This window comes from Mycobacterium paragordonae (genome assembly GCF_003614435.1).
Classification (GTDB): Bacteria; Actinomycetota; Actinomycetes; order Mycobacteriales; family Mycobacteriaceae; genus Mycobacterium; species Mycobacterium paragordonae.
On record NZ_CP025546.1, the window covers coordinates 821,145 to 846,798 of the forward strand.

Here is a 25,654-nt window from a genome sequence, read left to right on the forward strand (position 1 = left end):
GCAGATACTCTGTTGGGGATGGTCCCGCTCTGGTTCACGCTCTCCGCACTGTGCTTCGTCGGTGCGGCGGTGTTGTTGTACGTCGATATCGATCGGCGGCGCGGACGCAGCCGACGCCGCAGGTCGTGGGCGCGCTCGCACGGCTTCGACTACGAACGCGAATCGACCGACATTTTGCACCGCTGGAAGCGCGGTGTGATGTCGACGGTCGGCGATGTCCCGGCCCACAACGTGGTGCTGGGCCAGATCCGCGGTGAGGCCGTCTACATCTTCGACCTCGAAGAGGTCGCCACGGTGATCGCGCTGCACCGCAAGGTGGGCACGAACGTCGTCGTGGACCTGCGGCTCAAGGGGCTGAAGGAGCCGCGCGAGAGCGATATCTGGCTGCTCGGCGCCATCGGCCCGCGCATGGTGTACTCCACCAACCTCGATGCCGCCCGCCGGGCATGCGACCGGCGCATGGTCACGTTCGCGCACACCGCACCCGACTGCGCCGAGATCATGTGGAACGAGCAGAACTGGACGCTGGTCGCCATGCCGATCGCCAGTACCCGCGCGCAGTGGGACGAAGGTCTGCGTACCGTGCGCCAGTTCAACGACCTGCTTCGGGTGTTGCCGCCGTTGCCTGCCGAGACGCCGCAGGAGGAAGGCGAGTCCTCCGAAGGGCGCCGCAACGCCGCGCCGGGACGCCCGTTGGCCCCGGCAGCCCGGGCGGAGTTGCCGCAACGTCGTGCGCAGGTGGACCCGGCCGCCGGGGTCATCCCCGATCCTGCCCGCCGTGCCGCCGAGCCCGTCGCCCGCGAGGAGAGCCGTCCCGAAGGCGGCCGGCGTCAGCCGCGCACGGGACGCAATGGCCAACAGGCCAGCAACTACCAGCACTGAGAGCACATGCCTCGACCTGTTGCGCTGATCACTGGGCCCACGTCCGGCATCGGTGCCGGATACGCGCGCCGCTACGCCCGCGACGGCTATGACCTGGTCCTGGTCGCCCGCGATGCGCAGCGCCTCGAACAATTGGCCGGCGAGCTGAAATCCGAGGCCGGCAGCATTGAGATTCTTCCCGCGGACCTGGCGGACGCCGCCGACCGCGACAAAGTGGCCGACCGGCTGGCCGCCGGGGTGCGGGTGCTCGTCAACAACGCAGGCTTCGGCATGTCCGGCGAGTTCTGGGCCACCGATCCCGCGGACCTGCAGCGGCAACTCGACGTCAACGTCGCCGCGGTGATGCAGCTGACCCGCGCCGCCCTGCCGGCCATGATGGAAGCGGGAACCGGCACCGTCATCAACATCGCCAGCGTCGCCGGCCTGCTGCCCGGCCGCGGATCGACCTACTCGGCGTCCAAGGCGTGGGTGATCTCCTTCAGCGAAGGACTCGCAAACAGCTTGCAGGGCACCGGAGTTGGCGTGCACGCGGTGTGCCCGGGCTACGTGCACACCGAATTCCACAGTCGCGCCGGTTTGGACATGGCGCAGGTCCCGTCGTTCATGTGGCTGGAGGTCGACGACGTCGTCCGCGAAAGCCTGGCCGACGTCGCGTGCGGCAAGGTCGTCATCGTCCCGGGCGCGCAGTACAAATTCCTGGTCAGCACCGGCCGGGCCATGCCGCGCAGGCTCGCGATGCTGTTCACCAAACGGTTCGGCGGTGGTCGTGGCCGGACCTGATCCGCAGGCAGGCGTCGGCATCAAGGCCGAACTTGCCGAGCTCGTGCGCCGATTGTCGGTGGTGCACGGGCGGGTCACCCTGTCCTCGGGCAAGGAGGCCGACTACTACGTCGATCTGCGCCGGGCCACCCTGCACCACCGGGCCTCCGCGCTGATCGGCCGGTTGATGCGAGAGCTCACGCAGGACTGGGATTACGCGCTCGTCGGTGGCCTGACGTTGGGCGCCGACCCGGTGGCAACCGCCATCATGCACGCGCCAGGTCGCCCGATCGATGCGTTCGTAGTCCGCAAGTCAGTGAAAACCCATGGGATGCAACGACTTATCGAAGGATCCGAGGTGTCCGGCCAGCGCGTGCTGGTGGTCGAGGACACCAGCACTACCGGCGGGTCCGCGCTGACGGCGGTGCGTGCCGTCCGTGACGCCGGCGGAGAGGTGATCGGTGTGGCGACGGTGGTGGACCGCGCCACCGGCGCCGCCGAGGCGATCGAAGCCGAGGGCGTGCCGTATCGCAGCGTGTTGGGCCTCGCCGATCTGGGGCTGGGCTAGGCCGCGTGCGCGTTCGGGTTGGCCTGGTCTTCGCGCTGGCCGTGTGCGCCCTGGCGGGTTGCTCGGGTTCGAATGAGTCCGGCCGGATCTTCGGGGCCCCGAATGCCCGGGTCGGCGAATCGCTGGCCGTGCTGGGCTGGAACATGTCGGTGTCGAATCTGCGGTGGGCGCAGGACTATGTGCTGGTCGACGTCGATGCGTCTCCTGCCGATCCGAAAGCGCCGCACGCCAAGGCAGAAGACGTTCGTTTCGGCCTCTACGGCGCGCTGTCGCATCCGATGGAAGCCAACGCGCTGGGTAGCTGCGACGACGCGGTGACCAAGGTGCCCGACATCAGTTCGCCCTTGAAGGCGCCCCCGGACCGGTTGACCGGCACGGTCTGCCTGGGCCCGCTGAAGGAACGCAGCGCGGTGCGCGGCGTCTACGCCTACTCGCCGCACGAACGGATCGCCGGTACCTCGGCCGCGTACGCCGCGGCATTCCCGGTGGGCCTGCCGCCCACCAACGTCAACGACACCGGACTGGTGGTCAAGTCCACCAACGCCTCCGGTTGGCGGGCCGACGGCCTGCCGATCAGCAAGGCGCAGTTGAGCGACCCGACGGCGTTCACCGGCAACGGCTACATGCTGCTGAATCTGGAGGCCGGCGCCATCGGGGCGCAGTACCGTGACGAATCCGCCCGCCGCGGTGGGCCTTTGATGCTGGTCGCCGCCCCGAGCTTGCCGGGCCGTGGGCTGAGCCCGGCCTGCGCGGCCTATGGCTCGTCGGTGCTGATCCTGCCGGACGCGTCGCGTGACTCGGTACAGGTCAACGCATCGCTGTGTACGCAGGGCGAGATCAGCCAGGCGCTGTTGTTCGCGACGGTGTCCATCGAAGGCACCCACGCCGCGGTGTGGACGGCCAAGTGAGCGAGCCCGAACCGGGGCCTACCGAGTGGGCTGTCCCGGCCACCGGCGTGGGGCCCTGGCCCGGTGAGTTGCCCGACGACCCGCGTTACGACCCAGATCTGTTGCGCGACGGCGATACTCGCAATGTCGTCGATGCCTACCGGTACTGGACCAGGGACGCGATCATCGCCGACATCGACCGCCGGCGGCACCCGCTGCACATTGCGATCGAGAACTTCGGGCACGACGCCAACATCGGTTCGGTGGTGCGTACCGCGAACGCCTTCGCCGTGGACACCGTGCACATCGTCGGCCGCCGCCGCTGGAACCGCCGCGGCGCCATGGTGACCGACCGCTATCAGCGGTTGTGCCACCACGACAGCACCGCCGAGTTGATGGAGTTCGCGGCCGGCGCCGGTCTGGCGGTGGTCGCCGTCGACAACGTCCCCGGAGCGGCGCGGCTGGAGGAGACCTCGCTGCCCCGGGACTGCCTGCTGGTGTTCGGCCAGGAAGGTCCCGGCATCACCGACGACACCCGTGCGGGCGCGGTCATCACCGTGTCGATCGCCCAATTCGGCTCGACGCGCAGCATCAATGCCGGTGTGGCAGCGGGCATCGCGATGCACGCCTGGATCAGGCAGCACGGCGACCTGACCCGCGCCTGGTAAGGCAGATTGTTCTACTGCGGCCTGGCCGGTCTCATCTTGAACGAGACCTCGAGCTTGATGCGGTAGGTGATCTTGCCAGTGGCATCCACGGACAGGTCCTGCTCGATGACCCGGGCCACCCGGATGTCATCTACGCTCTCCCGCGCCCGCTCCACCGCCTCGGTTGCCGCCTGCTCCCATGACGTGGGGCTGGTCCCGATGATGTCGATCACCTTGTACACGCTCATGGGGGTAAAGCGTATAGCTAACTCCACAGCGTGACATGTACCTTCGGCCGGAACCGCGTCACGCCGACCCCGCTGCCGCGGATCATCGCCTGGATGCAACGCGGCGTGGTGATGAAACGGACCAGCTCGGAGACCGCGGGCTGCCGCGCCGACGGCGCCAGCGTCATCGCGCTCCACTCGCCGGCCCGGTCCAGCCCCGGCCCGGTCACGTGCGTCAACCGTCCGGCGGCAAGGTCTTTGGCCACCGCGAACCCGACGGTGAGCGTCGCACCCCCGACCCGCAGCACCTCTTCCAGCGCGGCGGCGTCGCTCTGGAATATTCGTTGCTGGGACTCGGGAATTGCCAAGCTGCCCAACATGTTTGCTATCTCGCCGTCCACGCTGCCCGCCGACGGGCCGAGCATCCACTGCTGCTGGCGCAGCAGCGCAGGTGTCGGATTACCAGCGGCCAGAGGGCTTTTCGGCCCGACTACGGTGATTATCTGATACTTGAGAAACGGTCGCACGAACAGATCGGCACCGGCCGAACTCTCGCTGGCCGGTCCGATCGCGATGTCCACCGCCCGCGACCGGATCAGATCGCGGAACTGACTCGTCGGATGCACGCTCAATTCCACCGAGAGGTCGTCGGCCCGGGACGAGAACAGCTCGATCAGTCCGGGCGCGGCGTGCTCGGCGAAGGTGCTGGACGCGGCGATGCGCAGCAGGCGGCGGCCGTGGGCGGCCTCGGTGACCTCGATGGCCGTTTGTTGTTGCAGCCCCAGGATTTCCACCGCCCGGCTCGCCAGCCGCAATCCGCCCGGGGTGAACGCCAGCCCGGCCCCGGTGCGGGTGAACAACGGGTCGTCCAGCTCCCTGCGCAACGCAGTGACATGCATCGAGATTCCGGCGTCGGACATGCCGAGTTCGGCGGCCGCGGCGCGCACCGAGCCCAGCCGGACCACCGCCGAAAAGGCCCGAAGTTGAGCCGGGGTCATGCCGATGAGCCTACGTTGAGAGCATGCGTGACGTGCTTGCCGATCTGATGTCGATCTGGCGCGCGGGAGAAACGGCCGGCTTGGCGACCGTGGTGCGCACCATGCGTTCGGCCCCGAGACAGCCGGGTGCCGCGATGGTGGTGGCACCGGACGGGTCGGTCAGCGGATCGGTGTCGGGAGGGTGTGTCGAGGGGGCGGTATATGAACTGGCCGGCGAGGTCGCCGCCACCGGAGCACCGCGGCTGGAGCGCTACGGGATCAGCGACGACGACGCGTTCGCGGTCGGCCTCACCTGCGGTGGCATCATCGACATCTTCGTCGAGGCCGTGTCGCAGTCAACGTTTCCCGAACTCGGCGCGGTGGCCCACGACATCGACGCGCACCGCTCGGTGGCCGTCGCGACGGTCATTGCCCATGCCGACGCACGATGGGTGGGCCGACGAATCGTGATCGCACCCGACGGCACCGCGGGCTCGCTGGGCTCGGCGCGTGCCGACGCCGCCGTCACCGACGACGCCCGCGGCCTGCTCGCGCTGGGCCGCACCGGGATCCTGGAGTACGGCCCGGACGGCCAGCGCCGCGGCGAGGGCATGCAGGTCTTCGTCTCCTGCTTCGCGCCGCGCCCGCGGATGCTGGTCTTCGGCGCAATCGACTTCGCCGCGGCCGTGGCCCGGCAGGGCACGTTCCTCGGCTACCGCGTCACCGTGTGCGATGCGCGCCGGGTCTTCGCCACCCCGGCCCGCTTTCCGACCGCCGACGAGGTCGTCGTCGACTGGCCGCACCGATACCTGGCCGCGCAGGCGCAGGCCGGTGCGCTGGACCGGCGCACGGTGATCTGCGTCCTGACCCACGATCCGAAGTTCGACGTGCCGGTCCTCGAGATCGCGCTTCGCCTGGACGTCGGGTACGTGGGGGCGATGGGGTCGCGCCGGACACACGACGACCGGATGGAACGCTTGCGGGCGGTGGGGCTGACCGACGCCGAACTCGCACGGTTGTCCAGTCCGATCGGGCTTGACCTGGGCGCCCGCACCCCGGAGGAGACCGCGGTCTCGATCGCCGCCGACATCATCGCGCGCCGGTGGGGCGGGGGTGGGCGGCCGCTGGCCGAGGTCGCCGGCCGAATTCATCACGACACCGCGGACCCGCAGGTCGAGGGCGAGTTAACGGATCACTTAACTCGACATTGACGCCCCTGGGCAGCGGGCAGACACTTTCGGCATGCAAGTACCAGGGCCCTTCGAATACGAGCGTGCGACGAGCGTCGATCACGCCATCGGACTATTGGACCGGTTGGGGGAGGAGGCGCGCGTGGTGGCCGGCGGACACAGCCTGCTGCCGATGATGAAACTGCGGATCGCCAACCCCGAATACCTCATCGACATCAACGACCTGGCGCCCGAGTTGGGCTATGTGATCACCGACCCGACGCTGGTCCGGATCGGCGCGATGACCCGCCACCGGGAGATCCTGGAATCCGACACCCTGGCCGCGGTGTGCCCAATCTTCCGCGACGCCGAACGCGTGATCGCCGACCCGGTGGTACGCAACCGCGGCACTCTCGGTGGCTCGCTGTGCCAGGCGGACCCGGCCGAAGATCTGTCCACCGTCTGCGAAGTGCTGGACGCGGTGTGCCTGGTCCGTGGCCCCTCGGGGGAACGTCAGATCGCGATCGACGATTTCCTGCTCGGGCCCTACGAGACCGCGGTGGCCCCCAACGAGATCCTGATCGAGACGCGTATCCCGTTGCGGCACAATACCTCCAGCGCATATGCCAAGGTGGAGCGGCGGGTCGGGGACTGGGCCGTCACCGCTGCCGGGTCGGCCGTCACCTTGGACGGAGGCACCATCGCCGCCGTCCGGGTCGGGCTGACCGCGGTGAACCCGGACCGGGACGCGCTCGCGGAACTGTCGGCGGCGCTGGTGGGCCGGCCGGCCACCGAAGAGACGTTCGCCGAGGCCGGCCGGCTGGCCGGGCAGGCCTGCGAACCGGTAACCGATGTCCGCGGTACCGCCGACTACAAACGGCATCTCGCCGGCGAATTGACCATCCGGACCCTGCGCAGCGCGGTGCAGCGGGTGCGCAATCAGCCCGAACCAGAGGGGAACTGACGATGCAGGTGAACATGACCGTCAATGGCGAACCGGTCAGCGCCGACGTGGAACCCCGGATGCTGCTGGTGCATTTCCTGCGGGATCAGTTGCGCCTGACCGGAACCCACTGGGGATGCGACACCAGCAACTGCGGAACCTGCGTGGTCGACGTCGACGGCGTGCCGGTCAAGTCGTGCACCATGCTGGCTGTCATGGCCTCCGGCCACAGCGTGCGCACCGTGGAGGGGCTGGCAGGACCGGACGGCGCTCTGGACCCGGTGCAGGAAGGGTTCATGCGTTGTCACGGACTCCAATGTGGTTTCTGCACACCGGGCATGATGATCACCGCGCGCGCCCTGCTGGACCGCAACCCCGATCCCGACGAGGAGACCATTCGGGAAGCCATCTCCGGGCAGATCTGCCGCTGTACCGGTTACACCACGATCGTGCGGTCCATTCAATGGGCCGCACAGAACTCCACGACTGAGGCGACGACATCATGACCACTCTCGAGTCACGGCCACCCTCGCCCGAAGACACCGCCGACAACGACCAGAAGCCCTGCGGCTACGGCCGGATGCTGCGCAAGGAAGACCCTCGGTTCATCCGGGGCCGGGGCCGCTATGTGGACGACATCGCGCTGCCCGGCATGCTGCACCTGGCGATCCTGCGGTCGCCGTTTGCGCACGCGAACATTGTCAGTGTCGATGTGACTGCGGCGCAGGCGCATCCGAAGGTCAAGGCGGTGATCACCGGCGCCGACCTGGCGGCCAAGGGCCTGGCCTGGATGCCGACACTGTCCAACGACGTGCAGGCGGTGCTGGCCACCGACCGGGTGCGCTTCCAGGGCCAGGAGGTGGCGTTCGTCGTCGCCGAGGACCGGTATTCGGCGCGCGATGCGCTGGAACTGATCGACGTCGAGTACGACCCCGTGGACCCCGTCGTCGACGTCCGAAAGGCGCTCGATCCGTCGGCTCCGGTGATCCGCACCGACCTCGAGGTCAAGACCGACAACCACTGCTTCGACTGGGAGACCGGTGATGCTGCCGCCACCGAAGCCGCGTTCGCCAAGGCCGACGTGGTGGTCAAACAGGAGATCGTCTACCCGCGGGTGCACCCGGCGCCGATGGAAACCTGTGGCGCCGTAGCGGATCTGGATCCGGTGACCGGGAAGCTGACGCTGTGGACCACCAGCCAGGCGCCGCATGCGCACCGCACGCTGTATGCGTTGGTGGCGGGTCTGCCCGAACACAAGATCCAGGTGATCTCACCCGACATCGGTGGTGGGTTCGGCAACAAGGTGCCGATCTACCCGGGGTATGTGTGCGCGATCGTCGCCTCGCTGGTGCTGGGCAAGCCGGTGAAGTGGATGGAGGACCGTAGCGAGAACCTGACCTCGACCGGGTTCGCGCGCGACTACATCATGGTCGGCGAGATCGCGGCCACCAACGACGGCAAGATCCTGGCCATCCGCACCAATGTGCTGGCCGATCACGGCGCGTTCAACGGCACGGCGGCGCCGGTCAAATATCCGGCCGGCTTCTTCGGCGTCTTCACCGGCAGCTACGACCTCGAAGCCGCCTACTGCCACATGACCGCTGTGTACACCAACAAGGCGCCCGGCGGAGTGGCCTACGCCTGTTCGTTCCGCATCACCGAGGCGGTGTATCTGGTGGAGCGACTGGTGGATTGCCTGGCCTTCGACCTGAAGATGGATCCCGCGCAGCTGCGCCTGCGAAACCTCCTGCGGCCGAACCAGTTCCCGTACACCAGTAAGACCGGCTGGGTCTACGACTCCGGTGACTACGAGACCACCATGCGCAAGGCCATGGACATGATCGGCTACGACGCGCTCCGAGCGGAGCAGGCCGAGAAGCGGCAGCGCGGCGAGTTGATGGGCATCGGCATGTCCTTCTTCACCGAGGCGGTAGGGGCCGGGCCGCGCAAGGACATGGACATCCTCGGTCTGGGCATGGCCGACGGGTGTGAGTTGCGGGTGCACCCGACGGGCAAAGCGGTGGTGCGCCTTTCGGTGCAGACCCAGGGCCAGGGGCACGAGACGACGTTCGCCCAGATCGTGGCCGAGGAGTTGGGCATCCCGCCCGAGGACATCGACGTGGTGCACGGCGACACCGATCAGACGCCGTTCGGGTTGGGCACCTACGGCAGCCGGTCCACGCCCGTGTCGGGTGCGGCGGCGGCCCTGGTGGCGCGCAAGGTGCGGGACAAGGCGAAAATCATCGCCTCCGGCATGCTGGAAGTGTCGGTGGCCGACCTGGAATGGGAGAAGGGCACATTCCACGTCAAGGGTGATCCGGCCGCGGCGGTGACCATCCAGGACATCGCGATGCGCGCGCACGGCGCCGGTGATCTGCCCGAGGGCCTCGAGGGCGGTCTGGACGCGCAGATCTGCTACAACCCGTCGAACCTGACGTATCCCTACGGCGCGTATTTCTGTGTGGTGGACGTGGATCCGGGCACCGCGGTGGTGAAGGTGCGGCGCTTCCTGGCCGTCGACGATTGCGGCACCCGCATCAACCCGATGATCATCGAGGGGCAGGTGCACGGCGGCATCGTGGACGGCATCGGGATGGCGCTGATGGAGATGATCGCGTTCGACGAGGACGGCAACTGCCTGGGCGGTTCGTTGATGGACTACCTGATCCCCACCGCGCAGGAGGTGCCGCACCTGGAGACGGGCTTCACGGTGACCCCGTCGCCGCACCACCCGATCGGTGCCAAGGGCATCGGTGAATCGGCGACCGTGGGCTCGCCGCCGGCGGTCGTCAACGCGGTGGTGGATGCGTTGGCTCCGTACGGGGTTCGCCATGCCGATATGCCGCTGACGCCGTCGCGGGTGTGGGAGGCCATGCAGGGTCGGGCCAGGCCCCCAATCTGAGCGGCGCCATACCAGCGATGACAATCAGCGAACGAGCTCAGCAATTGCGGGACGCACGAACACCATTCGTGCATGCAACGGTGGTGCGCGCCGAGCAGCCCACCTCCGCACGTGCGGGGGACGAGGCAATCCTGTTGGCGGACGGCACCATCGAGGGTTTCGTCGGCGGTCAGTGCGCGCAGAACTCGGTCCGCAAGGCCGCGCTCGGTGTGCTGCAGGCCGGCGAGAGTGTGCTGCTGCGGGTGCTGCCCGACGGTGACCTGCACTTCCCGGAGGCGCCGGGCGCGTGCGTGGTGGTCAACCCGTGCCTGTCCGGCGGATCGCTGGAAATCTTCCTGACGCCGCAACTGCCGGCGCCGCTGATCCGGATTTACGGCGAGACGCCCATCGCCGACGCGCTGGTCCAGCTGTGCGGCGTGCTCGGTTACGACGCGCGCCGCGACACCGACCTGGCCGACACCAGTGCAGTGGTGATCGCCAGCCACGGCGGTCCGGAGGCCGAAACCATCCGCGCCGCACTCGATCACGGCGTCGGCTACATCGGGCTGGTGGCCAGCAAGGTGCGCGGCGCCTCGATCCTGAGCGGGCTTGAGTTGACGGACGAAGAGCGGACCCGAATCCACACCCCGGTCGGTGTGCCGATCGGTGCCAAGACTCCGCCGGAGATCGCCGTGGCCATCGCCGCGGAACTCATCGCGGCGCTGCGTGATGGCAGCCTGACCCGGGCCGTGCCATCCGAAGCCGCCCCGATTTCGGCCGTCGACCCGGTGTGCGGCATGACCGTGAGTATCGGACCGGACACCGAACACCTGCAACTCGCCGGCGCCGACTACTGGTTCTGCTGCTCCGGGTGTCGCACCGCGTTCACCGAGCGGCAGGGCCTATGACGGCGCCCTACGTCACCGGTGTGGTGCTGGCCGCGGGCGCATCCCGCCGGCTGGGCAGGCCGAAACAGGTTCTGCCCTATCGCGATACGACGGTGCTCGGGGCGACACTGGACGTCGCCCGGGCCGCCGGTTTCGATCAGTTGATCGTCACCCTGGGTGGTGCCGCGCAACTGGTGCGCGACCAGGTCTCGCTGGACGGGATCGACGTCGTCACCGTCGCCGACTTCGGCACGGGGTGTTCGGCGTCGCTGCGGGTGGCGTTGGACGTGGTGGACTCCCGATCGAAGGGCGTCGTGCTGATGCTCGGCGATCAACCGGGGATCGACCCGGCGGACGTGCGGCGCATCAGCACCGGTGCCGCCGACATCAGGGTCTGCCGCTACACTGACGGCGTCGGGCATCCATTCTGGTTCAGCCGCAACATGTTCGGTGAGCTCTCGCGCCTGCACGGCGACAAGGGCGTCTGGAAGCTCATCGAGTCGGGCCGCTACGAGGTGGGCGAACTGCGGCTCGACCGTCCGGTCCCGCTCGACGTGGACACCTGGGAGGACTACCAACGACTCCTGGCGACCGCGCCATGACATTCAGCAGCCCCGGCGAGGTGGCCCGCCTGTTCGACGACAAGGACTACCTGCTGGACACCGGCACCGCGTCGGCGATCTATCTCGCCGTGCAGCTCGGCCGGCCACTGCTACTGGAAGGCGAACCCGGCGTCGGCAAGACGACCGCTGCGAAAACCCTTGCCAGGGTGTTGAATACGCAGCTGATCCGGCTGCAGTGCTACGAGGGCCTGACCGCCGGCGAGGCCCTCTACGACTGGAACTACCAGCGCCAGCTGCTGTCCATCCGGCTGGCCGAGGCCACCGGTGCCGGGGTGACGGAGAGTGAGCTCTATACCGAGAATTACTTGGTCGACCGGCCGATCCTGCAGGCTGTGCGGCACGGGGGACCGGTTGCGCCGGTACTGCTGATCGACGAAATCGATCGCGCCGACGACGAATTCGAGGCGCTGCTGCTGGAGTTTCTGGGTGAGGCCGCGGTCACCGTCCCGGAACTGGGCACGTTCGTCGCGGTGCGGCCGCCGATCGTCGTGCTCACCTCCAACCGCAGCCGCGACCTGCACGACGCACTGCGACGGCGGTGCCTGTACCACTGGATCGACTACCCCGAACCGGCCCGGGCCGCCGCGATCGTGCGCCGTGCCGTGCCCGGCGCCACCGCGCCGCTGATCGAACATGCCACCCAATTCGTAGGCCTCGCAAGTGGACTCGATCTCGACAAACCGCCGGGGGTGGCCGAGACCATCGACTGGGTCGCCGCCCTGGTGACCCTGGGAGTCGCCGATCTGGTCGACGAGTCCGCGATGATCAGCCTGGGTGCGCTGGCCAAGACACCCGACGACCGCACTGCGATCCGCGATGCGTTGGTGGAATACAGCCGAACATGAGAGGACTCACCCGATGAAGATCGCCAACCAGTTCACCGTCAGCGCGCCCATCGACGAGGCTTGGGACGTGCTCTGCGATCTGGAGCGGGTGATCCCGCTGATGCCGGGCGCGCAACTGGTCGGTCACGAGGGCGAGGACTATCTGGGCAAGGTCAAAGTCAAGGTGGGGCCGGTCACCAGCGAATTCACCGGCAAGGTGCACTTCGTCGAGCAGGACCGCGGCCAGCACCGCGCGGTCTTCGACGCCAAGGGCAAAGAGGCGCGGGGAACAGGAAACGCGGCCGCCACCGTGACCGCCCAACTGCAGGCGGCGGGCGATCGCACCAACGTCACGGTCGACACCGACCTCAAGATCGTCGGCAAGCTGGCGCAGTTCGGCAGCGGGATGCTGCAACAGGTTTCGGAGAAGCTGCTGGGCCAGTTCGTCGAATCGCTGGAAGCCGAACTGGCCGCGAACGGCGCGGCGGAGGCTCCGGCGGCGACGGCGGCCACCAACGGTGAAGAGCCCATCCCGGCGTGGCCCGTCAATCCCGTTCCGGGCACCCGTCAGTCCGCCGAGCCCGAGCCCATCGATCTGCTCGAACTTGCCGGCGGAGATCAACTCAAGAAGTACGGCGCGGTGGCAGCCGCAGTGCTCGCCGTGTTGGCCCTGATCTGGCTGCTCCGCCGGCGTACCCGCTAGTGAGCACCCCGGCCCTGCTGCGCGGCGTCGACCTGGCGGCATTCGCCGCCGCCGTGGTCGCCCGGCTGCGCAGTGCGGGAGTGTTGGTATCGGCCAGCGGCCACACGACTTTCGTGCAGGCGCTGCAACACCTGGCGCCGCGCGACCGGTCGTCACTGTACTGGGCCGCGCGGCTGAGTCTGGTCAACCGGATGGACGATCTGGGCGCCTTCGATGCCGTGTTCGCGTCCGTATTCGGCACCGGCGCGCCCGACCGGGGCGACAGTCCGTCGCTGCCGCTGCCGGGTCCACGCACTCCGGCGGCCGGGGTCGTGCACCGCGGCGGCAGCCGCTCCGGCGCGCCGACCCAGACACTGCCCTGGGCCACCGGAACCGCCGGCGACTCCGACGGCGACGCCGGAGTCCGGTTGCCCGAGTTCGTGCCCAGCCGGCTAGCCGCCCTGACCGACGAGCCGTTCGACCAATTCGACCCTGAGGATCTGCGGATGCTCGGCGACTGGCTGCGGGAATCGTTGCCGCACTGGCCGACAAGACGCAGTCTGCGATCCGAACCCAGCCCTCACGGCCACCGCATCGACTTACGGGCGACCATCAATGCGTCGCGCACGACCGGTTGGGAGACGATCAATCTCGTCAAGACCCGGCCCCGTCGCCGGCCCAGACGCGTGGTGCTGGTCTGCGACGTGAGCCGGTCGATGCAGCCCTTCGCGACGGTCTACCTGCATCTGATGCGGGCGGTGATGATGCGACAGACGTCGATCCGGCCCGAGGTCTTCGCGTTCTCGACGTCGTTGACCCGGCTGACCGCGGTGCTGTCGCACCGTTCCGCCGAGGCGGCACTGGACCGCGCCAACGCGCGGGTGACCGACCGCTACGGCGGCACGTTCATCGGTCGCAGCCTCACTGCGCTCCTGACGCCCGCACACGGCAACGCCCTGCGCGGCGCCGTGGTGATCATCGCCTCCGACGGCTGGGACAGCGATCCGCCGGAGGTGCTCGAACACGCGCTGACCCGGCTGCGCCGTCGTGCCTACCGGCTGGTATGGCTCAATCCCCGTGCCGCACAACCGGATTACCAGCCGCTGACCGGTTCGATGGCCGCGGCGCTGCCGTTCTGCGATGCGTTCCTGCCGGGAAACACGCTGACTGCGCTGCAAGAGGTTCTGGCGATGCTCACCCGGCCAGTCGCTCGTCCGGCGCGCTGGTGATCACCCGGTGCCGGCTGTAAAACGCGAAGTACAACAGGAAGCCGCAGAAGACCGCCAGGCAACAGAGCGCCGCGACAGCGTCGACCAGAAATGTGGAGACCAGCGCCAGTGCCGCTATCAGCAGGGCGAAGGCGGTGGTGACACGACCACCCGGAGTTCGATACGGGCGGTCCAGTTCGGGTGCCCTGCTGCGTAACACGATGTGGCTCAACATGATCAGCACGTAGCTGAGGGTGGCGCCGAAGACGGCCATGTTGAGCAACAGGTCTCCCTTGCCGGTCATCGACAACGCGAAGCCGATCGCGCCCGGAACGATGAGCGCCAGGGTGGGTGCCTTTCGCGCATTGGTGACCGACAGTGCCGTGGGCAGGTAGCCGGCCCGGGACAGCGCGAAGAGTTGCCGCGAATACGCGTAGATGATCGAGAAGAAGCTGGCGATCAGGCCGGCCAGCCCGATGTAATTGACCGCCCGGGCCGCGCCGGCCGGCCCCAGCGCCGCCACCAGCGGGTTGCCGGACGTCGACATCGCCTGCGCGCCACCGGAACCCGTGGTCAGCAACAGCACCAGCACGCATGTCACCAGCAGCACGGCAAAGGCCGCGGTGATGCCGCGCGGGACATTGCGGGCCGGATGCGCGGTCTCCTCGGCGGCCAGCGGCACTCCCTCGATCGCCAGGAAGAACCAGATCGCGAACGGCAGCGCCGCCCACACGCCGAGGTAGCCGTGCGGCAGAAACGCAGACGCGCCAACCGCGTGCGACGGGGCGATCTCGGTCAGGTTCGCCAGTCTGAAGCGCCCGACGGCGGCGACCGCGAATATCGCGATACCCGCCATCGCCACCGCAGTGATGGCGAACATCACCTTCAGCGCTTCACCCACGCCGGCCAGGTGGATTCCGATGAACAGGGCGTAGATCGCCAGGTAGACGTACCAGCCGTCGCGGATGCCGAACAGTCCCAGCGACTCCACATAGGCGCCGATGAAGGTGGCGATGGCCGCGGGCGCGATCGAGTACTCGAGCAGCACGGCGGTACCCGTCGCGAACCCGCCCCACGGACCCAGTGCGCGCCGCGCGAACGTGTACCCACCGCCCGCCGTCGGCAGAGCCGAGGACAGCTCGGCCATCCCCAGCACCAGGGCCAGGTACATGGCGGCGACGACCGCGGTAGCGATGACCAGCCCGCCGAACCCGCCGCGCGCCAGCCCGAAGTTCCAGCCCGAATAGTCGCCGGAAACCACGTAACTGACGCCTAGTCCGGCAAGCAGGAGCCACCCGGCCGTACCGGTCCGCAGCTGTCTCTTCTCCAGGTAGTCCGGCGACTGTGCGTGCCCGTCCAAGGTGCCCTCCCGTCACCGCAAACCGTAGGGCAGGATCGGCAGGTATGGATCAGGTATGGGCGAACCGGGCCGCCACCTCCGAAACCGCCGTCACGCAACGCAACCTGCGGCGGCTCTGGGGATTGCCCGGCACCCAGTTGGGTGTGGTCGCCTGGCCGTCGGATCGCAAGGATCGGATGTTCGGCACCTGGCACTACTGGTGGCAGGCCCACCTGCTGGACTGCCTGATCGACGCCGAGTTGCGGGATCCGCAACCGGAGCGCCGCACCCGCATCAACCGGCAGATCCGCTCGCACCGGCTGCGCAACACCCTGCGCTGGACCAACAGCTACTACGACGACATGGCATGGCTGGCGTTGGCACTGGAACGCGCCGCACGCCTGGTCGGCGTCGAGCGCAGCCGCGCGCTGCACACACTGGCCAAGCAGTTCGTCGACGCCTGGGTGCCCGAGGACGGCGGCGGCATCCCCTGGCGCAAGCAGGACCAGTTCTTCAACGCGCCGGGCAACGGCCCGGCGGGCATCTTCCTGGCCCGTTACGAGGGGCACCTGCGGCGCGCCCAGCAGATGGCCGACTGGATCGACGAAACCCTGATCGACCCCGACACGCACCTGGTGCTGGATGGCATCAAGGGTGGGTCGCTGGTGCGGGCGCAGTACACCTACTGCCAGGGCGTGGTGCTCGGGCTGGAGGTCGAGCTGGCCAAGCGCACCCATGACGACCGGCACCGGCCCCGCGTGCGCCGACTGGTCGCGGCGGTCAAGGAACACATGGCGACCCGAGGCGTCCTCAAGAGCGCCGGCGGCGGCGACGGCGGCCTGTTCGGCGGCATCACCGCCCGCTACCTGGCACTGGTCGCCACCGACCTCCCGGGTGACTCCGCCGAGGACCAGGCCGCCCGCGAGACCGCCCGCGACATCGTGCTGACGTCGGCGAAGTCGGCGTGGGACTACCGCCAGACGGTGGACGGCCTACCCGTGTTCGGCGCCTTCTGGGACCGCGACGCCGAGATACCCACCGCCGGTGGTCAGCAGGCGCAGTTCGTCGAGGGCGCGGTGAACAGTTCGTCGATTCCCGAGCGCGACCTGTCGGTGCAACTGTCGGGCTGGATGCTGATGGAGGCCGCCCACAACGTCGCGATGGTCAAGTCAGTCGGATAGCGGCAGTTCCTCGGCAGGCTCGTCGGCGGGCTGCGCAGTGCGGCGGGACCGGTAGCCGCGCCAGGCGGCGATGAACGCCGGGATCATCGACACGAACAGGATGCCCAGGATGATCTTTTCCAGATTCTGGTTGACGAACGGCACGGTGCCCAGGAAGTAACCGGCCACCGTGACACCGCCGCCCCACAAGACGCCGCCGACGATGTCGAACGCGAGATAGACCGGATAGCGCATGTAGGAGACACCGGCGATCACCGGCGTGAACGTGCGCACGAACGGCATGAACCGGGCCAGGATGATCGCCCACGATCCGTACTTCTCGAAGAACGCGTGCGACTCGGTCACGTAGTGCTTCTTGAAGAACCGGGAGTCTTCCTTCTTGAACAGCGCCGGGCCGATGCGCCGCCCGATGAAGTAGCCGGTCTGGTCACCGAGGATGGCGACCACTGCGACCGCGGGCGCGAGAATCCAGATGTCCAGCGTCCCCTTGGCTGCCAGCAGTCCTCCGGTGAACAGCAGCGACTCGCCGGGCAGCAGCGGGAAGAGCAAACCGGTCTCGACGAAGACGATGACCAGGATCGTCGGCAGTACCGCGGAGGCGAACAGACCCTCGGGGCCGATCCAGAACATCGGGTCGAGGATGCTGCCTGCCGCCGTCACGGTGGTGCTCATGGTGCTTCAACATACCGGCGTTGCAATACTGGGCTGACCAAGTTCCGTACAAGGAGTCCTCCATGCCTATCGCAACGCCCGAGATCTATGCCGAGATGTTGGGACGTGCCAAGGAGAACGCGTACGCGTTCCCGGCCATCAACTGCACCTCCTCGGAGACCATCAACGCAGCCATCAAGGGCTTCGCCGACGCCGGCAGTGACGGGATCATCCAGTTCTCGACCGGCGGCGCGGAATTCGGCTCCGGCCTCGGGATCAAGGAGATGGTGACGGGGGCGGTGGCCCTGGCCGAGTTCACCCACATCATCGCCGCCAAGTACCCGATCAACGTGGCGCTGCACACCGACCACTGCCCCAAGGACAAGCTGGACACCTACGTCCGCCCCTTGCTGGCGATCTCTTCGGAACGAGTGTCGGCCGGCAAGAACCCGCTATTCCAGTCGCACATGTGGGACGGCTCGGCGGTCCCCATCGACGAGAACCTGGAGATCGCGCAGGAACTGCTCAAGCAGGCGGCGGCCGCAAAGATCGTCCTGGAGATCGAGATCGGCGTGGTGGGCGGCGAAGAGGACGGCGTCGCCAACGAGATCAACGACAAGCTCTACACCACCCCGGAGGACTTCGAGAAGACGATCGAGGCGCTGGGCCACGGCGAGCACGGCCACTACCTGCTGGCCGCCACGTTCGGCAACGTGCACGGCGTCTACAAGCCGGGCAACGTCAAGCTGCGTCCCGACATCCTGGACCAGGGCCAGAAGGTGGCGGCGGCGAAATTGGGCCTGGGCGATGACGCCAAGCCCTTCGACTTCGTCTTCCACGGCGGCTCGGGCTCGGCGAAGTCCGAGATCGAGGAGGCGCTGCGCTACGGCGTGGTGAAGATGAACGTCGACACCGACACCCAGTACGCGTTCACCCGCCCGATCGTCGCGCACATGTTCTCCAACTACGACGGTGTGCTCAAGGTCGACGGCGAAGTGGGCAACAAGAAGGTCTACGACCCGCGCAGCTACCTCAAGAAGGCCGAAGCCGGCATGACCGAGCGCGTCATCGAGGCCTGCAACGACCTGCACTGCGCCGGCAAGTCCCTCGCCAGCTGAGTTGCGTCGCCGAGCGTGCGCTCAGGGCGGAAAAATGGTGAAAAAGCCGCCCTCACAACACGTTCGGCGCGAAGCAGGATAAGGACCCTCAGCTGGACTGGCAGATCTTCCACTGCTCGTCGCGGAACTGCAGGTCGAGGCTGCGGGTGGAGCGGGTCTGCGGGTCGTAGGCCATGAACGTGGTGATGTTGGCCTCGGCGTGCTGACCGTTGACGACGACCTGGTCGATGCTGGCTATCACCGGATACTGCTTGGCCGCCGAAACCCGCTGATAGGTCTCTGACCAGGCTTTTTCGTCGTAGTCGACGTACCCGTCGCGGGTGGTGCCGCAGGTGATGGTGCGCAGGGCGGTCAGGTCGCCGCGCTGAACCGCGATGTCGAAATTCTGGATGGTCTGCTTCACCTGGTCCTCTTGTGAGGCCTTGGCGTGCTTGCTGCGCGTGAGCAGGACGGTGCCGAAGATGGCTATGGCCGCCAGCGCCAGGACGATCACCACGACCGCCAGCACCCAGCCCCAGTTGCGCTGCTTGGCGCCCGGCTTGCCTCCGGTACGTGGTGGAATCGCTTGGGGGACAGCAGTTTTCGGTGGCAGCGGGGGGGCCGGCGGGGTCGGTGGAGTGCCCGCGGCCGGGCGGGTGTGGAAGGCTTCGGTGGCCGCGTCCTGAGACGTGGCGATCACCTGGGTTTCTTTCGCGTCGAAACCGGGGGCCGTGAACCGCCGCTCGGGCTGGCCGTCCGGGAGGGTCGCCTCGGAACTCTCATCCGGAGTGCGGGTGACGATCGCCTGGGTCTCGGACTCCGAGTCGCCGGCATGCAGGGCGTGAGCCTCGGTCGGCTCGGCGTCGGGGTTGTGCTCGGCGTCCGGTCTGCCGCTGGATTTGGTGCCGTCGCGGTCTGGCTCGGGTGCGTTGGGCATGCGTGCAGCTTAACTGAGCCGGATTGGCAGAATGGGCCCATGACGCCCACCCGTGACCTCCTCGGACCCGATCCGATTCTGCTACCCGGCGACAGCGAGGCTGAAGCCGAGCTGCTCGCGGACGAGAAGCCGGGGATCGTCGCCGCCGCCCATCCGTCGGCGTCAGTGGCCTGGGCTGCTCTCGCTGAAGAAGCGCTGGCCGAGGACAAGGCGATCACGGCTTACGCCTACGCGCGGACCGGTTACCACCGGGGTCTGGACCAGCTGCGCCGCAACGGCTGGAAGGGCTTCGGCCCGGTGCCCTACGCGCACGAACCGAACCGAGGATTCCTGCGGTGCGTGGCAGCACTGGCCCGTGCCGCTGACGCCATCGGGGAGACCGACGAATACGGACGCTGCCTGGATCTGCTCGACGACTGCGATCCCTCGGCGCGCGCGGCGTTCGGGTTCTAGAACGTCTCCTCGCAGTGGCCGTCCGGGCAGTCGATCTGCACGGTGGCGTGGTTGAGCCCTCGGGCTGACAGCAGCGCCCGCGCCTCGCTGAGCACCTGCGCCGAGTCGCCGGTGCTGGTGAGGTGGGCGGTGACCATGTCCTTGCCGGGGGACAGGGTCCAGACGTGCAGGTCGTGCACATCGGTGACGCCGTTCAGATCGCCCAGCGCCGAACGCAGTTCGTCGACGTCGATGTGCGCCGGTGAGGACTCGGACAGGATGCGCAGGGCGGCGCGGGCCAGCGCGATCGCCCTGGGCAACACCCACAGCGCGACCAGCACTGCCACCACCACGTCCGCGTACGGCCAGTGCGTCGTGACGGTCACCACGCCGGCGATCAAGACGCCGATGCTGCCGACTGTGTCGGCGACGACCTCCATGTAGGCGCCCTTGACTGCCAGGCTCGCCTCGGAGTGCGAGCGGAGCAGCATCGCCACCAGAAAGTTGGCGGCGACGCCGGCCAGCGCCACCACGATCATCGGCACGCCGGGCACCGACGGCTTGCTGCCGAGTCGCTCGATCGCCTCGAAGAGGATGAACACGGCTACACCCACCAGCAGCACGGCGTTGGCCACCGCGGTGAACACCTCGGCGCGGTGCCAGCCATAGGTGCGGTCCGGCGACGAGCTGCCGCGCTTCGCCAGGATGACGGCGACCAGACCCATGAACACGGCGACCACGTCGGTAAGCATGTGGCCCGCGTCGGCGAGCAGCGCGATCGAGTTGATCATCAATGCGGTGGTCAGTTCGATGACGAAGAAGGTCGCCAGGATCCCCGCGGCACCGATCATCCGGGGGATCATGCGCGACGCGTCCGCCTCAGCGGGGGTGTGACTGTGTCCGGCGCCCATGGCTGACTAATATATGCACACACACGCATATGTGGCAAGGCTGTGGCCGCCGCGACATTGAGCCGACGCACACGACACGCCGGAAAAGGTGTGCCTGCTGTCAGTTTCGAGGAGGACAGCTCAGGTCAGGGCGCTCCAGAAGCGGGTCAGCGCGGCGCCGGCCATCGACAGCCGCGGCGGCACCCCGGACAACCCGAAAAGCCAGTAGACGACCTCGAAGAACCACCGGTTCAGGCCCGGCGCCAGCAGCACGACCAGCAGGATGAACAGCCCGAACTGTTTGGCCGGCGCCACCGCCCGCTGCGTCTGCGGACTCAGGTGCGGCTCCACCGCGTCGTAGCCGTCCAGGCCCGGGACCGGCAGCAGGTTCAGCACCACCGCGGTGACTTGCAGGAAGCCCAGGAAAGCCATCCCCGCGACCAGCACCAGGTGCGCGGGGTCGTAGAAAACCCGGGTTGCGGTCAGCAGCACCACCGCCAGGCCCAGGTTCATCGCCGGCCCGGCCAGACTCACCAGGGTGCGCCGCGCCGGCGTCATGAACGAGGTCTGCAGGTACACCGCCGCGCCGGGCAGGCCGATCCCGCCCAGCGCGATGAACACCATCGGCAGCACCAGCGACAGCCCCAGATGGCTGTAGCGTCGCGGATCCAGGTTCAGGTAGCCGCGCACCGCCGCGTCGTGGTCGCCGAACCGCCACGCGGTGTAGGCGTGCCCGAACTCGTGCAGGCACAGCGACACCAGCCAGCCGGCGATGACGAAGATGAACACCCCGGCGTAGGCCATCGGCCGTATGACCGATCCGGCCGCCCAGGCCAGCGCCGCACCGACGCCCGTCGCTCCGACCAGACCAAGGAAGATCGGGCTGGGTCGCACTTATCGAAACTAACTACTGCAACTACCGAACCAGCAGCCAGCCCTCGACATGGCGGTAGAACGCCGACCGGCGCACCGGTCGCGGCGCCGGTACCCCGTCGCGCCGCAGCGCGGCACCCGTCGTACCCAGCTGGGCGGCGCGCCCGCTGACCCACCGCGGCAACGGGCCGCGGATTGAAGCCCGCAGGCCGGGCAGCGCGGGCGTCGGCTCGATCCACACTCCTGCCGCGTCCCCGTCGAACAGCACGGTGTCGTCCACCACGGCCTCACCCCGGATCGCGACGGCGGCATCGGCAGGCAGCCATTCGGCTCGCCCGACCAGCGCCGTTCCGGTCTCGTCGCGGATCAACGGCACCCGGCTTGCGGTACCCCGCAGCGCCCGCCGGGCCGCGCGCCGTCCCGCCGGCAGCCGGTAGGTCCGGGTAGCGCGGGTGCGCCGGCGCGGCGCGTACGCCACCTCCACGTCGAGCCGTTCGGCGCGCAGCAACCGGGTCAGCACCGCGGCCAGATCGGCGTCGGAACCCACCACGACCAGCCGCCGGCAGGCGGCGATGTCGTCACCCTCGAGCATGGGCAGACCGCGCAACGGGCGGGGCAGTCCAGCACCGTCGAACACCGACACCGCGACACCCGGCGCGTTCTGACCCGCATTCATGACACTCCTCGGGAACCGCTCGGTAGGGTAGGTCACCGGCTGGACCACAATAAGCGGCCCAACCTGCCAGACGAGTTGGGAGCACGTCATGCCGGCAATCGTCCTCATCGGCGCCCAGTGGGGTGACGAGGGCAAAGGTAAAGCAACGGATCTGCTCGGTGGACGCGTGCAGTGGGTGGTGCGCTACCAAGGCGGCAACAACGCCGGGCACACCGTGGTGCTGCCTACCGGTGAGAACTTCGCCCTGCACCTGATCCCCTCGGGGGTGCTGACGCCCGGCGTCACCAACGTCATCGGCAACGGTGTCGTGATCGATCCCGGGGTGCTGCTCGACGAGCTCAAGGGTCTGGAAGATCGCGGTGTCGACACCTCCAAGCTGCTGATCTCCGCCGACGCGCATCTGTTGATGCCCTACCACGTGGCCATCGACAAGGTCACCGAGCGCTACATGGGCAGCAAGAAGATCGGCACCACCGGGCGCGGCATCGGGCCGTGCTACCAGGACAAGATCGCGCGGATGGGCATCCGGGCCGCCGACGTGCTCGACCACGCGCAGCTGCAGCACAAGATCGAGGCCGCCCTGGAACTGAAGAACCAGATCCTGGTCAAGATCTACAACCGCAAGGCCCTCGAGCCCGACCAGGTCCTCGAGGCGGTGCTGCAGCAGGCCGAGGGGTTCCGCCACCGCATCGCCGACACCCGGCTGCTGCTCAACAACGCCCTCGACGCCGGTGAGACGGTGTTGCTGGAGGGTTCGCAGGGCACCCTGCTCGACGTCGACCACGGCACCTACCCGTACGTGACGTCGTCGAACCCGACGGCGGGCGGTGCGGCCGTCGGCTCGGGCATCGGCCCGACCCGGATCGGCACCGTGCTGGGGATCCTCAAGGCGTACACCACCCGGGTGGGTTCCGGCCCGTTCCCGACCGAGCTGTTCGACGAGAACGGTGAGTACCTGTCCAAGACGGGCGGCGAATTCGGTGTCACCACCGGGCGGCGGCGCCGCTGCGGCTGGTTCGACGCCGTCATCGCCCGGTATGCCACCCGCGTCAACGGCATCACCGACTACTTCCTGACCAAGCTCGACGTGCTGTCCAGCCTGGAGACGGTGCCGGTCTGCGTCGGCTACGAGGTCGACGGTAAGCGCACGCCGGAGATGCCGATGACCCAGAGCGACCTGTGCCGCGCCACGCCGGTCTACGAGGAACTCCCCGGCTGGTGGGAGGACATCTCCGCCGCGCGCGAGTTCGACGACCTGCCCGCCAAGGCCCGTGATTACGTGTTGCGGCTGGAAGAGCTTGCCGGAGCCCATGTTTCGTGCATCGGGGTGGGTCCGGGGCGGGATCAGACCATCGTGCGCCGGGATATCCTGGCGGCTGGCGCGTGACGCATTACACGTCGCTCGGGCAACAGGGTGATCCCCGGGACGAAGATCCCGAGTACGAACACCATGGCGGCTTCCCCGAGTACGGCCCGGCCAGCCCGGGACCCGGCTTCGGCAAGTTCGTCGCGACCATGCGCCGGCTGCAGGACCTGGCGGTGTCCGCCGACCCGGGTGACGACGTCTGGGACGAGGCGGCCGAACGGGCCGCCGCGCTCATGGAGCTGCTGGAGCCGTTCGAGGCGGATGCGGGTCAGTCGCCGGCCGGCCGCACCCCAGGCCTGCCGGGCATGGGCAGCCTGCTGCTGCCGCCCTGGAAGCTGACCCGCTACGCGCCCGAGGGTGTCGAGATGACGGGGCACTTCACCCGGTTTCACGTCGGCGGCAACTGGGCGGTGCACGGCGGCGTGTTGCCGCTGTTGTTCGACCACACCTTCGGCATGGTCAGCCATGCCGCCGGACGTCCGATCAGCCGCACGGCTTTCCTGCATGTCGACTACCGCAAGATCACCCCGATCGACACGCCGCTGACCATCCGCGGGCGGGTCACCCGGATCGAAGGCCGCAAGGCGTTCGTGTCCGCGGAACTGGTCCAGACTTCGGACGGGGCCGAGGAGGCCCTTCTGGCCGAGGGCAACGGCCTGATGGTGCGCCTGCTGCCCGGCCAGCCCTAACTCTGGTTGGGGTTCGGCGGAACCACGATGATCGTCGCGCCCGGGATCGCCGCCAGCGTCGCCGCCAGGTTGGCCACCACTCCCGGCGGCAGACCCTGCGGCAATCCGGGGAAGTGCGCCGCGGCCGCCGCGGCGGGGATGGCGGGGGCATTGGCCGCCGGCCTGGTGGCCGCGGCGCCGGGGGACCCGCTGGCGGCCGGTGCGGCCTGCGCCGGTGACGGGGACGATCCGGCCCGCGCCGCCAGGCCCGCCACGCTGGTTCCTGCCAGACCTGCGGCCGCCATGCCCGTATAGCCGCCGCCGTCGTCGGCCGCGGCCACGTACATCGGAGTGCCGGTCGGAAACATTGCCGCGACCTGCCGCGCCGCCGGCGCCATGAACCAGCTCTGTGGCACCGACAGGCCGTTGAGGCTGGCGGAATTACCGGAAAGTGCGGCGGCCTCGGCCCCCAGCGGCGCCGCCGCGAACGGCTCCGGAGAAAAAGCAGGCGCTGCGGTGGCGATATCAGCCTCGTTCCCGAGGCCTTCTTCCGCCAACTCGTTGCCCTGTTCGAGCTCTTCCTCCTCGATCTGGTCGCTGCGAATCTCTTCGCTGTATTGCCCCAATGCGACGATCAGACTCGCGCCCGCGAGGCCCGCGGTGGTGAGGACCAGCAGGTCCAGATCTTCGAACGGGCTCGGTAGCGGGATCACGGGTGCTGCCGGCGCCGCAGCTGCGGCAACGCCTACCGGTTGCGCCAGCGCCGCGGCGGCGTCCACTTCCCCGGCCACCGCGCCCTCGTTGGTGGTCGCCGGCGGCAGGGTGAACGGCGCGAACTGGGAGGCGGCTTCCGAGTTGCCGGCGTAGCCGTTCATGGCGACGATGTCCTGCGCCCACATCTGGCCGTAGTCCGCTTCGGCGGTCGCAATGGCCGGCGTGTTCTGCCCGAAGATGTTGGTTCTCGCGAGCGAGATGGTGGTGTTGCGGTTTACCTCGATGGTTGACGGTGGCACCGTCGCCGCGTATGCCGCCTCGTACGCGTCGGCGGCGCTGAGGGCCTGTGCCGCCGCATGCTCGGCCTGAGCGGCGGTCCCCCGCATCCATGCGACGTAAGGCGAGGCCGCCGCCGCCATCGTCAGCGAGGAGGAGCCCAGCCATTCCTGGCTGGTGAGGCCGGAGAGCACCGAGGCATAGGACTCGGCCGTCGCGTTCAATTCCTCGGAAAGCCGTTCCCATGACATCGCCGCCCGCATCAACGGGGCCGACCCCGGGCCGGAATACATTCTGGCCGAATTGATTTCAGGAGGTAGCGCGCCGAACTCCATCCTCACCACGCGCTGAACCCCGCTCCTGAACATGGCGGCGAAGCCGTCCCGCCAT

At 68.4% G+C, this 25,654-nt stretch carries 27 protein-coding genes and 1 pseudogene; 19 read left to right on the forward strand and 9 right to left on the reverse strand.

Annotated features, from left to right (window positions below):
* The first annotated feature begins 18 nt into the window (after positions 1-18).
* Genes ttfA through C0J29_RS03705 form a run of 5 tightly spaced genes read left to right on the forward strand, consistent with a single transcriptional unit; the run spans position 19 to position 3,764 of the window.
* Entirely contained in the window at positions 19-882 is an 864-nt protein-coding gene (ttfA, locus tag C0J29_RS03685) for a trehalose monomycolate transport factor TtfA (RefSeq protein WP_065164934.1), read from the forward strand.
* A 6-nt stretch (positions 883-888) separates the two neighbouring features.
* Positions 889-1,662: an SDR family NAD(P)-dependent oxidoreductase gene (locus C0J29_RS03690; RefSeq protein ID WP_120791560.1), complete on the forward strand. Its 774-nt coding sequence runs from the start codon at positions 889-891 to the stop codon at positions 1,660-1,662.
* Between the two features lie 19 nt (positions 1,663-1,681).
* Positions 1,682-2,209, forward strand: coding sequence for an orotate phosphoribosyltransferase (gene pyrE, locus C0J29_RS03695; RefSeq protein WP_120794532.1), 528 nt, complete (start codon positions 1,682-1,684; stop codon positions 2,207-2,209).
* Between the two features lie 5 nt (positions 2,210-2,214).
* The gene (locus tag C0J29_RS03700) at positions 2,215-3,117 is read left to right on the forward strand and encodes a hypothetical protein (protein WP_174814815.1); all 903 of its coding nucleotides are present in this window, start codon (positions 2,215-2,217) and stop codon (positions 3,115-3,117) included.
* Positions 3,114-3,764 carry a TrmH family RNA methyltransferase gene (locus C0J29_RS03705; protein ID WP_371872354.1) on the forward strand — a complete coding sequence of 217 codons (651 nt, stop codon included), beginning with the start codon at positions 3,114-3,116 and terminating at the stop codon, positions 3,762-3,764. Before C0J29_RS03700 ends, C0J29_RS03705 begins: the two co-directional genes overlap by 4 nt.
* Positions 3,765-3,775: 11 nt before the next feature.
* Here C0J29_RS03705 and C0J29_RS03710 read toward each other — a convergent pair whose 3' ends face one another.
* Together C0J29_RS03710 and C0J29_RS03715 are read right to left on the reverse strand one after the other, a co-directional pair.
* Positions 3,776-3,991, reverse strand: a complete 216-nt coding sequence (locus C0J29_RS03710; protein WP_065044033.1) for a dodecin family protein — start codon at positions 3,989-3,991, stop codon at positions 3,776-3,778.
* Positions 3,992-4,008: 17 nt separating this feature from the next.
* The gene (locus C0J29_RS03715) at positions 4,009-4,968 is read right to left on the reverse strand and encodes a LysR family transcriptional regulator (protein ID WP_120791561.1); all 960 of its coding nucleotides are present in this window, start codon (positions 4,966-4,968) and stop codon (positions 4,009-4,011) included.
* A gap of 23 nt (positions 4,969-4,991) precedes the next feature.
* On the opposite strand from C0J29_RS03715, the gene C0J29_RS03720 reads away from it, so the two are divergent.
* The 9 genes and pseudogenes from C0J29_RS03720 to C0J29_RS03760 all read left to right on the forward strand — a co-directional run bounded on the left by C0J29_RS03720 (position 4,992) and on the right by C0J29_RS03760 (position 14,185).
* Positions 4,992-6,158 carry an XdhC family protein gene (locus tag C0J29_RS03720; RefSeq protein WP_170314541.1) on the forward strand — a complete coding sequence of 389 codons (1,167 nt, stop codon included), beginning with the start codon at positions 4,992-4,994 and terminating at the stop codon, positions 6,156-6,158.
* A gap of 31 nt (positions 6,159-6,189) precedes the next feature.
* The gene (locus C0J29_RS03725; RefSeq protein ID WP_120791562.1) at positions 6,190-7,080 is read left to right on the forward strand and encodes an FAD binding domain-containing protein; all 891 of its coding nucleotides are present in this window, start codon (positions 6,190-6,192) and stop codon (positions 7,078-7,080) included.
* 2 nt (positions 7,081-7,082) lie between these two features.
* A complete protein-coding gene (locus C0J29_RS03730) occupies positions 7,083-7,565 on the forward strand; it encodes a (2Fe-2S)-binding protein (protein WP_065044029.1) in 483 nt (160 codons plus the stop codon).
* Complete coding sequence (locus C0J29_RS03735) at positions 7,562-9,961, forward strand: aerobic carbon-monoxide dehydrogenase large subunit (RefSeq protein WP_120791563.1); 2,400 nt, start codon at positions 7,562-7,564, stop codon at positions 9,959-9,961. Before C0J29_RS03730 ends, C0J29_RS03735 begins: the two co-directional genes overlap by 4 nt.
* Positions 9,962-9,978: 17 nt before the next feature.
* A pseudogene (locus tag C0J29_RS03740) lies at positions 9,979-10,674 on the forward strand (XdhC family protein); the annotation flags it as partial.
* Positions 10,675-10,844: 170 nt separating this feature from the next.
* Entirely contained in the window at positions 10,845-11,429 is a 585-nt protein-coding gene (locus C0J29_RS03745) for a nucleotidyltransferase family protein (protein WP_120791565.1), read from the forward strand.
* Positions 11,426-12,295, forward strand: a complete 870-nt coding sequence (locus C0J29_RS03750; RefSeq protein ID WP_120791566.1) for an AAA family ATPase — start codon at positions 11,426-11,428, stop codon at positions 12,293-12,295. The genes C0J29_RS03745 and C0J29_RS03750 overlap by 4 nt, the downstream gene beginning before the upstream one ends.
* Before the next feature lie 13 nt (positions 12,296-12,308).
* A complete protein-coding gene (locus C0J29_RS03755) occupies positions 12,309-12,977 on the forward strand; it encodes an SRPBCC family protein (RefSeq protein ID WP_120791567.1) in 669 nt (222 codons plus the stop codon).
* A complete protein-coding gene (locus C0J29_RS03760; RefSeq protein WP_120791568.1) occupies positions 12,977-14,185 on the forward strand; it encodes a vWA domain-containing protein in 1,209 nt (402 codons plus the stop codon). Before C0J29_RS03755 ends, C0J29_RS03760 begins: the two co-directional genes overlap by 1 nt.
* Here the strand turns inward: C0J29_RS03760 and eat are convergent.
* Positions 14,151-15,524, reverse strand: coding sequence for an ethanolamine permease (eat, locus tag C0J29_RS03765; RefSeq protein ID WP_120791569.1), 1,374 nt, complete (start codon positions 15,522-15,524; stop codon positions 14,151-14,153). The two genes, C0J29_RS03760 and eat, sit on opposite strands and share 35 nt — an antisense overlap.
* A 44-nt stretch (positions 15,525-15,568) precedes the next feature.
* Between eat and C0J29_RS03770 the strand changes: the two genes are divergently transcribed.
* Entirely contained in the window at positions 15,569-16,684 is a 1,116-nt protein-coding gene (locus C0J29_RS03770; RefSeq protein ID WP_120791570.1) for a glycoside hydrolase family 76 protein, read from the forward strand.
* On the opposite strand, the gene C0J29_RS03775 is transcribed toward C0J29_RS03770, so the two are convergent.
* Entirely contained in the window at positions 16,673-17,356 is a 684-nt protein-coding gene (locus tag C0J29_RS03775; protein WP_065044021.1) for a DedA family protein, read from the reverse strand. The two genes, C0J29_RS03770 and C0J29_RS03775, sit on opposite strands and share 12 nt — an antisense overlap.
* Positions 17,357-17,418: 62 nt before the next feature.
* Between C0J29_RS03775 and fbaA the strand changes: the two genes are divergently transcribed.
* On the forward strand, positions 17,419-18,453 hold the full coding sequence (fbaA, locus tag C0J29_RS03780) for a class II fructose-bisphosphate aldolase (RefSeq protein WP_065044020.1): 1,035 nt from the start codon (positions 17,419-17,421) through the stop codon (positions 18,451-18,453).
* Positions 18,454-18,541: 88 nt separating this feature from the next.
* On the opposite strand, the gene C0J29_RS03785 is transcribed toward fbaA, so the two are convergent.
* Positions 18,542-19,369: an Rv0361 family membrane protein gene (locus C0J29_RS03785; RefSeq protein WP_065045143.1), complete on the reverse strand. Its 828-nt coding sequence runs from the start codon at positions 19,367-19,369 to the stop codon at positions 18,542-18,544.
* Positions 19,370-19,408: 39 nt separating this feature from the next.
* Here C0J29_RS03785 and C0J29_RS03790 point away from each other — a divergent pair, with 39 nt between their 5' ends.
* Positions 19,409-19,822 (forward strand): DUF3151 domain-containing protein, encoded by a 414-nt coding sequence (locus C0J29_RS03790; RefSeq protein ID WP_065045142.1) that lies wholly within the window; start codon positions 19,409-19,411, stop codon positions 19,820-19,822.
* Here the strand turns inward: C0J29_RS03790 and C0J29_RS03795 are convergent.
* The 3 genes from C0J29_RS03795 to C0J29_RS03805 all read right to left on the reverse strand — a co-directional run bounded on the left by C0J29_RS03795 (position 19,819) and on the right by C0J29_RS03805 (position 22,240).
* Positions 19,819-20,712: a cation diffusion facilitator family transporter gene (locus C0J29_RS03795; RefSeq protein WP_065045141.1), complete on the reverse strand. Its 894-nt coding sequence runs from the start codon at positions 20,710-20,712 to the stop codon at positions 19,819-19,821. The two genes, C0J29_RS03790 and C0J29_RS03795, sit on opposite strands and share 4 nt — an antisense overlap.
* 120 nt (positions 20,713-20,832) lie before the next feature.
* A complete protein-coding gene (locus tag C0J29_RS03800; protein ID WP_065045140.1) occupies positions 20,833-21,585 on the reverse strand; it encodes a site-2 protease family protein in 753 nt (250 codons plus the stop codon).
* Between the two features lie 22 nt (positions 21,586-21,607).
* Positions 21,608-22,240, reverse strand: coding sequence for a peptidase M50 (locus C0J29_RS03805; protein WP_120791571.1), 633 nt, complete (start codon positions 22,238-22,240; stop codon positions 21,608-21,610).
* 88 nt (positions 22,241-22,328) lie between these two features.
* Between C0J29_RS03805 and C0J29_RS03810 the strand changes: the two genes are divergently transcribed.
* Together C0J29_RS03810 and C0J29_RS03815 are read left to right on the forward strand one after the other, a co-directional pair.
* Positions 22,329-23,627 carry an adenylosuccinate synthase gene (locus C0J29_RS03810; protein ID WP_065045138.1) on the forward strand — a complete coding sequence of 433 codons (1,299 nt, stop codon included), beginning with the start codon at positions 22,329-22,331 and terminating at the stop codon, positions 23,625-23,627.
* Positions 23,624-24,295 (forward strand): PaaI family thioesterase, encoded by a 672-nt coding sequence (locus tag C0J29_RS03815; RefSeq protein ID WP_065164113.1) that lies wholly within the window; start codon positions 23,624-23,626, stop codon positions 24,293-24,295. Before C0J29_RS03810 ends, C0J29_RS03815 begins: the two co-directional genes overlap by 4 nt.
* Here C0J29_RS03815 and C0J29_RS03820 read toward each other — a convergent pair.
* Entirely contained in the window at positions 24,292-25,599 is a 1,308-nt protein-coding gene (locus C0J29_RS03820) for a PPE family protein (RefSeq protein ID WP_120794535.1), read from the reverse strand. The genes C0J29_RS03815 and C0J29_RS03820 overlap by 4 nt on opposite strands.
* Between the last annotated feature and the right edge of the window lie 55 nt (positions 25,600-25,654).